This is a genomic window from Kitasatospora sp. NPDC001175, from assembly GCF_053598215.1.
The window spans coordinates 15,812-26,760 of record NZ_JBSFJU010000049.1 but is presented as its reverse complement, the minus strand read 5'-3'; the positions used below and the strand labels follow the sequence as shown (position 1 = coordinate 26,760).

Below are 10,949 nucleotides of genomic sequence, written 5' to 3'. Positions count from 1 at the left end.
TGGCGAGCGTACAGATCCCCAAGCAGGGGCGGTCCTCGGGCGAAGGGCCGCCGGGAGGAGCGAGTCATGACGGGGTCGGCCGGGACGACCGAGGTCAGCCGGGCGCCGTTCGCCGCCAGCGGCGCCGGAGCCGCGATCGAGCGCTGGACGCTGCGCAGTGGCCCGATCACGGCCGGCGTGCTCACCCTGGGGGCGACCCTGCACGCCCTCACCGCACCCGACCGGGCCGGCGCCGATGCGCAGATCCTGCTCAGCACGGAGGACCTCGGCGCGCTCCTCGGTCCCGCGCGCACCTACGGCAGCGTCGTCGGCCGCTACGCCAACCGCATCGCCGACAGCCGGATCACCATCGACGGCGAGGAGCACCAACTCGCCTCCACCGGCGGCGGTGTCACCCTGCACGGCGGCCCCGACGGCTTCGCCCACCGGATCTGGACGGCCGAGGAGGTACCCGGCGGAGTCCGGCTCCACCTGCACAGCGCCGACGGGGACCAGGGCTTCCCCGGCGCACTGGAGGTCCGGGTCGGCTACACCCTCGACGGTGACACCCTCACCATCGACTACCGGGCCACCACCAACCGCCCCACCGTCGTCAACCTCACCAACCACGCCTACTTCAACCTCTCCGGCGAGGGCAACGGCGACATCCTCGGCCATCTGCTCACCCTGGAGGCCGACCAGTACACCCCGGTCGACGACCGGCTGATCCCCTACGGCCCGTACGAGCCCGTCGCCGGAACGCCGTTCGACTTCACCTCCCCCCGGCCGATCGGCAAGGACATCCACGACGAGCACCCGCAGCTGCGGGCGGGCGGCTACGACCACAACTGGGTGCTCAGGCCCCGCCCCGCGGACGGCACGCCGGCCCGTGCGGCGTTTCTGGAGGACCCGGTCAGCGGCCGCACCCTGGAGGTGCTCACCACCGAACCGGGCATCCAGGTCTTCACCGCCAACACCTTCCACGGCGCGGTCACCGGTCCGAGCGGCGTCCCGTACGGTCCGTACGCGGGTGTCGCCCTGGAGACCCAGCACCACCCGGACTCCCCGCACCAGCCCTCCTACCCCTCCACCGAGCTGCGGCCGGGGGAGGAGTTCCGCTCGACCACCGTGCTGCGCCTGGGCGTGAGCGGGTAGCCGGACCGCACGGGCGGGGCCGGGGCCGGGGCGGGCGGTCTCCCGGGGCTTCGCACGTCCGGCCGTAGTATTGGGTGAATGGAGAGCTCGGACCCCGGTGTGCACAAGGCCCTCGCGGTGCCCGCGCGGCGGGCGCTGCTGGCGGCACTGACCGACGCGGCCGAGCCACTGGACAACCGGCAGCTGGCCGAACTGGTCGGGCAACACATCACCACCGTCCGCCACCACCTGACCGCACTGGTGCAGGCGGGTCTGGTCGAGGTGCGCCAGGAGGAGCCGACGGGCGGCCGCGGCCGGCCCCGGCTGCTGTACGCGGCTGCTCCCGTACGCGAGCAGCTGGTCGCCTACCGGACGCTGGTGGACGTGCTGGCACTGGGCCTCGGCGACAGCAGGGGTGAGCGGGCCCAGCGGGCCGGGGAGGCCGGCCGGCTGTGGGGTGCCACCGAGCAGGCGGCGGACGGCTCGCTCACCGAGCAGGTGATGGCGGCCGCCGACGGCTGGGGCTTCGAGCCGGAACTCCGCACGGACGGCGACGCGGGCGGCGGTGAGGTGCTGCTGCACGGCTGCCCGTTCCAGCACAACGCGGAGCGCAACCCCGAGGTGGTGTGCTCGGTGCACCAGGGCCTGCTGGACGCGATCGCGGAGCGTGCCGGACAGCCGGGCGCGCTCCGGCTGCACCCCTTCGTCGGCCCCCACGTCTGCAGCATCTCGATCGGCCGTCGCGGGAATTGAGCTGAGTCGGCGGCCTTCCGGGGTGTCGCGGAGGCCGCCGCGCGCTTGGGCGGCTGGTCATGAGCGCGCCGGGCGACCGGTCGCGAACATGCCGGACGGGCAGCACCCCGTGTCACCGGGGTGCTGCCCGTCGCGAGCCGGTTCAGTTGCCCGAGGCCAGCCAGAGGTCGGGGCCGAAGACCTCGTAGTGGACCGACTGGGCCGGGACGCCGCGCCGCAGCAGTTCGGCCCGGGTCGCGCGCATGAAGGGCAGCGGTCCGCACAGGTAGGCGCGCACACCCTCCGGTACCTCGATCTGTGCCAGGTCGACCAGGCCGGTCCGCGCCTGGGCGTCGTCCTCGGCCGGCTGCTGGTACCAGCGGTGCAGCTCGGCGCCGGGCAGGGCGGCGACGAGGGTGCGCAGCTGCTCGGCGTGGGCGTGGTCGGCGGGGGAGCGGTCGCCGTGCACCACGATGACCGGGCGCTTCGAGCCGCTGGCCACCAGGTGGTCGAGCATGCCGATCATCGGGGTGCAGCCGATCCCGGCGGAGGCGAGCAGCAGCGGCTCGGCGCCCTCGGCCAGGGTGAGGTCGCCGAACGGGAGCGAGACGGTGAGCTGGTCGCCGGGCTGGACGTTGGCGTGCAGCCAGTTGGAGACCTCGCCGTCCGGGGTGTCCCCGCCGTGCACCCGCTTCACGGTGATCCGCCAGTGGCTGCCGCCGGGGGCGGCGGACAGGCTGTACTGGCGGATCTGCCGTGCGCCGTCGGCCAGGTGGACGGCGACGCTGACGTACTGGCCGGGCCGGAACTCGGGGGCGGGGCTGCCGTCGGCCGGGCGGAGGGTGAAGGAGACGGCGCCGCGGGACTCCTGGGTGCGGGCGACCACGGTCACCGGGCGCCAGGTCTCGCCCGGGGCCACACCCGCCTCGGCGTACAACTTGGCTTCCAGGGCGATGAGTTCACCGGCCATCAGCCAGTAGACCTCGTCCCAGGCGGTGGCCACCTCGGGGGTGACGGCGGCGCCGAGTACCTCGACGATCGCGGCGAAGAGGTACTTGTGCACGATCTTGTACTGGTCCTCGGTGATGCCCAGCGAGACGTGCTTGTGGGCGATGCGGGCCAGCATCGCAGCCGGACGCACCTCCGGCTGCTCGACCAGCATGGTCGCGTAGCCGGCGACGGCCCCGGCCAGCGCCTTGGGCTGCTCGCCGGCGGCCTGGTTGCCGCGGTTGAAGAGGTCGCGCTCCAGCTCGGGGTGGTCGGCGAACATCCGGCCGTAGAACAGCGTGGTGATCTCGCCGATGGCGGCCCCGACGGCGGGCAGGGTGGCGCGGACGATCGCGGTCGATTCGGGGGAGAGCACGGGTTCCTCCAACACGGTCTGACGGATCTGGCTGCGTTCGGCAGCGCCATCAATATATAGGAGGATCATCCTTTTAAATGCAGGGGATGCCATCTGGGGCCTTGTGAGGCTGTGCACAGGCCGGAATATGCCCTGCAAATCGGACAATTGCTAAGAGAACGGCCACAGGTCGACTACCTTGCGGCAACGCGGAGGACACGCGGGCGTAACGATCGCAAGATGTTGCAGAAAGTTGCTGCAAGGACTTTCGTTGCTGATTGCGCGCCTGTTACGTTCCTGCCCAAGCCCGACGGCCGCAACGGCGCAGTCGGCACGGGACAGCCATTATGCGCGCTCCCCCCACCATCTCGGGCACCCCCACCTTCTAGGAGTTCTCATGCGGCGTGGCATCGCGGCCTCCGCCCTCATCGCGGCCCTCGCGGTCACGACTGCTGCGTGCGGCAGCAGCGGCGGTTCCGGTTCGGACGGCAAGGCCGACGGCCCGGTGACCATCACCTACTGGGACACCTCCAACGCCACCAACGAGGCACCGAACTACAAGGCGCTGGTCGACAAGTTCCAGACCGCGAACCCCGACATCAAGGTCAACTTCGTCAACGTGCCGTTCGACCAGGCGCAGAACAAGCTGCAGACCGCGATGGGCGCCAAGGGCGCGCCGGACGTCTTCCGCTCCGAGGTCGGCTGGACCGCCGCCTTCGCCAAGGCCGGCTTCCTGGCGCCGCTGGACGGGACCGCCGCCGCCAAGGACGTCTCCGCCTTCCAGCCCAGCCTGATCAAGCAGGCCACCTACGAGGGCAAGCTGTACGGCGTGCCGCTGGTCACCGACACCCTCGGCCTGCTCTACAACAAGGAGATCTTCGCCAAGGCGGGCATCGACAAGGCCCCCACCACCTGGGACGAGCTGAAGGCCGACGCCGCCCAGATCAAGGACAAGGCCGGCGTGGACGGCCTGTTCATGCGGGCCGGTGACGGCTACTACGCGATGCCGTTCCTCTACGGCGAGGGCACCAACCTGGTGGACGCCGCCAACAAGAAGATCACCATCAACTCGCCCGAGGCCGTCAAGGCGATCGACACCTACAAGTCGATGTTCACCTCGCCCGGCACCGTCAAGGCCGACGTGACCACCGACTCGTACGCGCACATGATGGACGCGTTCAACAACGGCAAGGCCGCGATGATCATCCAGGGCCCCTGGGAGATCACCAACATCTACAAGGGCGCCGCCTTCACCGACAAGAAGAACCTCGGCATCGCCCCCGTCCCGGCCGGCTCCTCCGGCAAGGCCGGCGCGCCGACCGGCGGCCACAACGTCTCGGTCTACGCCGGCTCCGACAAGGCCCACCAGGAGGCCGCCGAGAAGCTGGCCGCCTTCCTGACCTCTGCCGAGAGCCAGACCTTCCTCGCGCAGAAGAACTCCACCCTGCCGACCCGTGCCGACGCCTACACCGCCGACGTCAAGGCCGACCCGGGCATCGCCGGCTTCCAGGCCATCCTGCCGGTCGCCCAGCCGCGCCCCGAACTGCCCGAGTACAGCTCGATGTTCACCCCGCTCGGCACCGACCTGACCAAGGTCGCCCAGGACCAGGCCAGCACCCAGGCCGGCCTGGACACCGCCGCCACCGACTTCGCCAAGCTGCTCCCCGGCTTCAGCAAGTAAGTCCCCAGCCGCCCGGCCCACCGCACCACCGGTGGGCCGGGCGGCCTCCCGTATGCACAGCAGTCGCCGCAGCGAGGCGGCGGACCTCCCGAGAAGGTGTCAAAGATGGCAGTCGCCGTGCAGGGCGCTCCCAGCCAAGGCAGCCGCGAACAGCGGCCCGGCCTGCTCCAGCGCCTCAAGCTCTCGTACAGCAAGCACTGGTACGCCTATGCGATGGTCGCGCCGGTGGTCATCGTGCTCGGCGTACTGGTCGGCTACCCGCTGGCACGGGGCGTCTACCTGACCCTCACCGACGCCAACAGCCTCAACGTGGGCCGCCAGATCGGCGTCAACCACATCCCGGACAGCTTCAACTTCGTCGGCCTGCACAACTACGCCGACGTGCTCTGGGGCCCCGGGTCGTACGACCGGTTCTGGTCGCACTTCATCTGGACGGTCCTGTGGACCGTCTTCTGCGTCGCCCTGCACTACACCCTCGGCCTGGGCCTCGCCATGCTGCTGAACCAGAAGCTGCGCGGCCGCCTCGCCTACCGGATGCTGCTGATCCTGCCCTGGGCCGTGCCCACCTTCGTCACCGTCTTCTCCTGGCGGCTGATGCTCTCCGACAGCGGAGTGGTCAACAGCTTCCTCGGCTTCCTGCACCTGCCGCAGCCGTCCTGGCTCAGCGACCCGCTCGCCTCCAAGTTCGCCGTCGTCATCGTCAACACCTGGTGCGGCGTGCCGTTCATGATGGTCTCGCTGCTCGGCGGACTGCAGTCCATCCCGGCCGAGCTCTACGAGGCGGCCGAGATGGACGGCGCCACCCCCTGGCAGCGCTTCCGCTACGTCACCCTGCCCGGGCTGCGCACCGTCAGCAGCACCGTCATCCTGCTCGGCGTGATCTGGACCTTCAACCAGTTCGCGATCATCTTCCTGCTGCTGGGCGACGGCTCGCCGGACACCCAGATCCTGGTCACCTGGGCCTACCGCCTCGGCTTCGGCCAACAGCCCCGTGCCTACGCCGAGTCGGCCACCTACGGGGTGCTGCTGCTCTCCATCCTGGTCGTCTTCACCAGCTTCTACCGCCGCTGGCAGGTCCGCAACGAGGAGAACGCGTGATGCCGCGGACCGGCGCAGTCACCCCACCGACCACGACGAGGCAGGCCAGCGAATGAGCGCCACCACCGAACTCCCCACCACTGCAGCGCAGTCCGCGCCGGCCGCCGAGCCCCACCGAAGGGCGCGCGGCGAGCGTGGTCCGCTCCGCACGGCACTGCTGCACGGGCTGCTCACCGTCGCCTCGCTGGTGGCGCTCTTCCCGGTGCTGTGGATCGCCTGGATCTCGCTCGGCCCGGACAAGACCGACTACCTGCACCCCGGCGACATCCTCGGCAAGATGAGCCTGGGCAACTACGGCTTCGTGCTGCAGCACACCGACTTCCTCGTCTGGTTCGGCAACTCGCTGCTGGTCGCGCTCGGCACCACGGTGTTCTCGGTGCTGGTCGCCGCCACCACCGGCTACGCGGTGTCCCGGATGCGCTTCCCCGGCCACCGCCAGTTGATGTGGACCCTGCTGCTCACCCAGATGTTCCCGATCGCCGTGGTGATCGTGCCCATGTACACCATCCTGTCCAGCCTCAACCTGCTGGACAACTACCTCGGCCTGATCCTCACCTACGCGGGCACCATCGTCCCGTACTGCGCCTGGCTGATGAAGGGCTACTTCGACACCATCCCGGTGGAGATCGACGAGGCCGGCCGGGTGGACGGGCTCACCCCGTTCGGGACGTTCTGGCGGCTGATCATGCCGCTGGCCCGTCCCGGCCTGGCCGTCGCCGCGTTCTACTCCTTCCTCACCGCCTGGGCCGAGGTGCCGTTCGCCTCGACCTTCATGCTCAGCTCCGACAAGTACACGCTGGCGGTGGGCCTGCAGACCTACATCAGCGAGCACGACGCGCAGTGGCACCTGATGGCCGCCACCTCGGTGCTGATCGCGCTGCCCGCCGCGCTGTTCTTCTACCTGGTCCAGAAGCACCTGGTCACCGGCCTGACCGCCGGTGCCGCGAAGTCCTGACCCGTACCTGGCCTGATCGCCACCCCACCTGATCAGCAACCGTTTCCTCTGATTCCTCAAAGGATGACTTGTCCGATGACCCAGAACCTGGCCGACACCTCCCGGCCCGCCGCAGCGCCGACCGCCGCGAACGCCGGTGAGAGCAGAGGCTGGTGGCGTGACGCGGTCATCTACCAGGTGTACCCGCGCAGCTTCGCCGACTCCAACGGCGACGGCATGGGCGACCTGCCCGGTATCCGCAGCCGCCTGCCGTACCTGCGCGACCTCGGCGTGGACGCGGTCTGGCTCTCGCCGTTCTACGCCTCCCCGCAGGCCGACGCCGGGTACGACGTGGCCGACTACCGCGCGGTGGACCCGATGTTCGGCACCCTGCTGGACGCCGACGCGCTGATCCGCGACGCCCACGAGCTGGGCCTGCGGATCATCGTCGACCTGGTGCCCAACCACTCCTCGGACCAGCACGAGTGGTTCCAGCGCGCGCTGCGCGAGGGCCCGGCCTCCCCGCTGCGCGACCGCTACCACTTCCGCCCCGGCAAGGGCGAGACGGGTGAACTCCCGCCCAACGACTGGGAGTCCATCTTCGGCGGCCCGGCCTGGACCCGGACGAAGAACCCCGACGGCACCCCCGGCGACTGGTACCTGCACCTGTTCGCCCCCGAGCAGCCCGACTTCAACTGGGATAACCCGGCGGTCGCCGACGAGTTCCGCTCGATTCTGCGGTTCTGGCTGGACATGGGCGTCGACGGCTTCCGGATCGACGTGGCGCACGGCCTGGTCAAGGCCGACGGACTGCCGGACATAGGCTCGGGCGACCAGCTCAAGCTGCTCGGCAACGACATCATGCCGTTCTTCGACCAGGACGGCGTGCACGAGATCTACCGCTCCTGGCGGAAGATCCTCGACGAGTACCCGGGGATGCGGATCGGCGTCGCCGAGGCCTGGACCCCCACCGTCGAGCGCACCGCCAACTACGTCCGCTCCGACGAGCTGCACCAGGCCTTCAACTTCCAGTACCTGAGCACCTACTGGGATGCCGCGGCCCTGCGCGAGGTCATCGACACCTCGCTGGACTCGATGCGCCCGGTCGACGCCCCCACCACCTGGGTGCTCTCCAACCACGACGTCACCCGGCACGCCACCCGCTTCGGCAACCCGCCCGGCGGCACCCAGATCCGCACCCCCGGCGACCGCGAACTGGGCCTGCGCCGCGCCCGCGCCGCCACCCTGCTGATGCTCGCCCTGCCCGGCTCCGCCTACCTGTACCAGGGCGAGGAACTCGGCCTGCCGGACGTCACCGACCTGCCGGACGAGGTCCGCCAGGACCCGTCCTTCTTCCGCCAGGCCGGTCAGGACGGCTTCCGCGACGGTTGCCGGGTGCCGATCCCGTGGTCCGGCACCGAGGCCCCGTACGGCTTCGGGCCGGTGGCGGGCGGGCCGTCCTGGCTGCCGCAGCCCGCCGAGTGGGCCGAACTCAGCGTCGAGGCGCAGACCGGGGACCCGACCTCCACCCTGGAGCTCTACCGCTCCGCCCTCGCCGTCCGCAGGGCCCAGTCCGCGCTCGGCGCGGGCAGCGAGGTGACCTGGCTGGACAGCCCCGAAGGCACCCTGGCCTTCCGCCGGGACAGCGCCGAGGGCGCCTCCTTCGTGTGCACCGTGAACACCACCGCCGAACCCGTCACCGTCACCGCCCCCGGCAGGGTCCTGCTCAGCTCGGTCGGGAGCACCGAGGTCACCGGCGGTCAGGCCGTGCTGGAACCGGACAGCACCACGTGGTGGGCGGTCTGAGATGGTTGCAATAGGCTTCGGGACCGTGACTACGGCGCGACTCTCGGACATCGCGGCGCAGGCGGGGGTCAGCGAGGCCACCGTCAGCCGCGTCCTCAACGGCAAGGCGGGCGTCTCCGCCACCACACGGCAGAACGTGCTGGCGGCGCTCGACGTGCTCGGCTACGAGCGGCCGACCCGGCTGCGCCAGCGCAGTGCGGGCCTGATCGGTCTGATCACTCCCGAGCTGAGCAACCCGATCTTCCCCGCGCTGGCCCAGGTGATCGAGCAGGTGCTCAGCCGCCACGGGTACACCCCGGTGCTGTGCACCCAGACGCCGGGCGGGTCCACCGAGGACGAACTGGTCGAGATGCTGGTCGACCGCGGCGTGGCCGGCATCGTCTTCGTCTCCGGGCTGCACGCCGACACCACCGCCGACCACGACCGCTACGCCAAGCTGACTGGCCGCCAGGTGCCGTTCGTGCTGATCAACGGCTACAGCGAGAAGATCTCCGCACCGTTCATCTCGCCGGACGACCGGGCCGCGATGTGGATGGCCGTGCAGCACCTGGTCGAGCTCGGCCACGAGCGGATCGGACTGGCGGTCGGCCAGCGCCGGTACGTCCCGGTGCTGCGGAAGATCGGGGGCTTCACCGCGGCCGTCCGGGAACTGCTCGGCAGGACCGAGGAGGAGGCCGAATCCCTGGTCCACCACACGCTGTTCAGCGTCGAGGGTGGACACGCGGCCGCGGGCGCCCTGCTGGACCAGGGCTGCACCGCGATCGTCTGCGGCAGCGACATGATGGCGCTCGGCGCGATCCGCACGGTCCGCCAGCGCGGTCTCTCGGTCCCGCAGGACATCTCGGTGGTCGGCTTCGACGATTCGCCGCTGATAGCTTTCACCGAGCCGCCGCTGACCACCATCCGTCAGCCGGTCGAGGCGATGGCCACGGCCGCGGTGGACGCGCTGCTGGAGGAGGTCGGGGGGAACCCCGGGCAGCGTGCCGAGTTCATGTTCCAGCCGGAGCTGGTGATGCGGGGCTCCACCGGGGCCCGGGCGCGCTGAGGGGCTGGGAAGGCTGAAGACCCGGAGGTAGTGAGGCTCCGGGTGTGCGTCGGCCCGTCGGGTTCTGCCCGGCGGGCCGACGCGCTGCCGTTTCGGGGTTCGAGGGGCGCGCCGTCATGGAAGTGCGCGCTGCCACGGGGCCGGTGCCTGTTCTGGTGCGCAGTCACGGGCCGGTGCCCGTGCTGGGGCCTGCACCGTCCCCCGGATGGAGCAATGCCGGGCCCGAGGGCCATCGACCGTCCGTTGAGCCCGTCTGCCGGACACCGGCGGGCAAGGGGGTCTCGACTCGCGCTGCGAGTGGGCCCGCCGGTCGCCAGCATCGAGACATGAGAGCTGGTCGGACGGGGGAGAACGCAGCGGCACCGATCTGGCGCAGGCGGTTGCTGCTCGGCGGTGGACTGCTGGTCGCCGGGGCGGTCGTCTACTTCGCCTGGGCCGCGACGATCCCGCGCTGGTGGGCGCAGCGGGTGGGCAACATGGTCAACGGGCACCTGAGCGCGGGACTGCTGCTGGGGCTCGTCTTCGGGATCTGCTTCACCCTGCTGCCGCTGCTGGCGGCGTGGGCCGGCCTGCACCGGCGGCGGCCCTGGAAGGTGACGCTGGCCTGGTTGGTGCTCGCCCTGCTGCTGGCGATGCCGAACCTCTGGACGCTCGGCATCGCGGTGGGCAGCGGCAGCGCAGCGCATGCCGGAGAGCGGGTGATGGACGTCCGGGCGCCCTGGTTCCGCGGCTCGACCCTGATCGGCGCGATCATCGCGGCCGTGATCTTCGCGGGACTGATGGTCTTCACCCGTGCACGCTGGCCCGGGCGCGGCAAGAAGCCGGGCAAGGGTAGGGGCAACGGCAAGGACCACGGCGAGAGGGCGGCCGACGAACCGGGCAGCGCGGGGTGACCGTCCCTCAGCCCTCCTCGGTGGCGGGCCGTCCCTGGCCGACCCGGTGCGCGTCGGCGGCGTCGCCGGTACGGGCCTCGGTACGGCGGCCGGTGGCCAGGTAGTCGCGGACGATCAACTCAACCGCGTCCTGCGGACTCCTGGTGCCGGACAGCAGCATCGCCTCGATCGCCAGATCGCTGTCGAGACTGACGGTGACCTTCGTCATGGCGTTCCCCTTCCTGTGGCTGCAGGCGCAACCGACGTTAGAGGGTGGGGAACCGAGCCACCAGCCCGCGCGGCACACGGGTTCTCCGAGCATCTGA

The 10,949-nt window shown here is 70.7% G+C and carries 10 protein-coding genes; 8 read left to right on the top strand and 2 right to left on the bottom strand.

Annotation, left to right across the window (positions count from 1 at the left end; all coding sequences use genetic code 11):
* The first annotated feature begins 66 nt into the window (after nucleotides 1–66).
* Both ACWDAK_RS28515 and ACWDAK_RS28510 read left to right on the top strand, forming a co-directional pair.
* A complete protein-coding gene (locus ACWDAK_RS28515; protein WP_344635746.1) occupies nucleotides 67–1,134 on the top strand; it encodes an aldose epimerase family protein in 1,068 nt (355 codons plus the stop codon).
* 78 nt (nucleotides 1,135–1,212) lie between these two features.
* Nucleotides 1,213–1,866 (top strand): helix-turn-helix transcriptional regulator, encoded by a 654-nt coding sequence (locus tag ACWDAK_RS28510; protein ID WP_344635745.1) that lies wholly within the window; start codon nucleotides 1,213–1,215, stop codon nucleotides 1,864–1,866.
* 142 nt (nucleotides 1,867–2,008) lie between these two features.
* On the opposite strand, the gene ACWDAK_RS28505 is transcribed toward ACWDAK_RS28510, so the two are convergent.
* Nucleotides 2,009–3,208 (bottom strand): globin domain-containing protein, encoded by a 1,200-nt coding sequence (locus tag ACWDAK_RS28505; protein ID WP_344635960.1) that lies wholly within the window; start codon nucleotides 3,206–3,208, stop codon nucleotides 2,009–2,011.
* 376 nt (nucleotides 3,209–3,584) lie between these two features.
* Between ACWDAK_RS28505 and ACWDAK_RS28500 the strand changes: the two genes are divergently transcribed.
* From ACWDAK_RS28500 to ACWDAK_RS28475, 6 genes are all read left to right on the top strand, one after another.
* Nucleotides 3,585–4,868, top strand: coding sequence for an extracellular solute-binding protein (locus tag ACWDAK_RS28500; RefSeq protein WP_427395150.1), 1,284 nt, complete (start codon nucleotides 3,585–3,587; stop codon nucleotides 4,866–4,868).
* Between the two features lie 105 nt (nucleotides 4,869–4,973).
* Nucleotides 4,974–5,966: a carbohydrate ABC transporter permease gene (locus tag ACWDAK_RS28495; RefSeq protein ID WP_344635743.1), complete on the top strand. Its 993-nt coding sequence runs from the start codon at nucleotides 4,974–4,976 to the stop codon at nucleotides 5,964–5,966.
* Nucleotides 5,967–6,018: 52 nt separating this feature from the next.
* Nucleotides 6,019–6,921 (top strand): sugar ABC transporter permease, encoded by a 903-nt coding sequence (locus ACWDAK_RS28490; RefSeq protein ID WP_427395149.1) that lies wholly within the window; start codon nucleotides 6,019–6,021, stop codon nucleotides 6,919–6,921.
* A 75-nt stretch (nucleotides 6,922–6,996) separates the two neighbouring features.
* Complete coding sequence (locus tag ACWDAK_RS28485; RefSeq protein WP_344635741.1) at nucleotides 6,997–8,706, top strand: glycoside hydrolase family 13 protein; 1,710 nt, start codon at nucleotides 6,997–6,999, stop codon at nucleotides 8,704–8,706.
* 1 nt (nucleotide 8,707) lies between these two features.
* On the top strand, nucleotides 8,708–9,751 hold the full coding sequence (locus ACWDAK_RS28480) for a LacI family DNA-binding transcriptional regulator (RefSeq protein ID WP_427395148.1): 1,044 nt from the start codon (nucleotides 8,708–8,710) through the stop codon (nucleotides 9,749–9,751).
* A 326-nt stretch (nucleotides 9,752–10,077) separates the two neighbouring features.
* Complete coding sequence (locus ACWDAK_RS28475; protein WP_427395147.1) at nucleotides 10,078–10,644, top strand: hypothetical protein; 567 nt, start codon at nucleotides 10,078–10,080, stop codon at nucleotides 10,642–10,644.
* 7 nt (nucleotides 10,645–10,651) lie between these two features.
* Here the strand turns inward: ACWDAK_RS28475 and ACWDAK_RS28470 are convergent, their stop codons facing one another.
* Nucleotides 10,652–10,852 (bottom strand): hypothetical protein, encoded by a 201-nt coding sequence (locus ACWDAK_RS28470; RefSeq protein ID WP_344635738.1) that lies wholly within the window; start codon nucleotides 10,850–10,852, stop codon nucleotides 10,652–10,654.
* Between the last annotated feature and the right edge of the window lie 97 nt (nucleotides 10,853–10,949).

Bases quoted from the DNA above. Each gene is read 5' to 3' on its own strand.
- ACWDAK_RS28515 (WP_344635746.1), top strand. From the start codon at position 67: ATGACGGGGTCGGCCGGGACGACCGAGGTCAGCCGGGCGCCGTTCGCC.
- ACWDAK_RS28510 (WP_344635745.1), top strand. From the start codon at position 1,213: ATGGAGAGCTCGGACCCCGGTGTGCACAAGGCCCTCGCGGTGCCCGCG.
- ACWDAK_RS28500 (WP_427395150.1), top strand. From the start codon at position 3,585: ATGCGGCGTGGCATCGCGGCCTCCGCCCTCATCGCGGCCCTCGCGGTC.
- ACWDAK_RS28495 (WP_344635743.1), top strand. From the start codon at position 4,974: ATGGCAGTCGCCGTGCAGGGCGCTCCCAGCCAAGGCAGCCGCGAACAG.
- ACWDAK_RS28490 (WP_427395149.1), top strand. From the start codon at position 6,019: ATGAGCGCCACCACCGAACTCCCCACCACTGCAGCGCAGTCCGCGCCG.
- ACWDAK_RS28485 (WP_344635741.1), top strand. From the start codon at position 6,997: ATGACCCAGAACCTGGCCGACACCTCCCGGCCCGCCGCAGCGCCGACC.
- ACWDAK_RS28480 (WP_427395148.1), top strand. From the start codon at position 8,708: ATGGTTGCAATAGGCTTCGGGACCGTGACTACGGCGCGACTCTCGGAC.
- ACWDAK_RS28475 (WP_427395147.1), top strand. From the start codon at position 10,078: ATGAGAGCTGGTCGGACGGGGGAGAACGCAGCGGCACCGATCTGGCGC.
- ACWDAK_RS28470 (WP_344635738.1), bottom strand. From the start codon at position 10,852: ATGACGAAGGTCACCGTCAGTCTCGACAGCGATCTGGCGATCGAGGCG.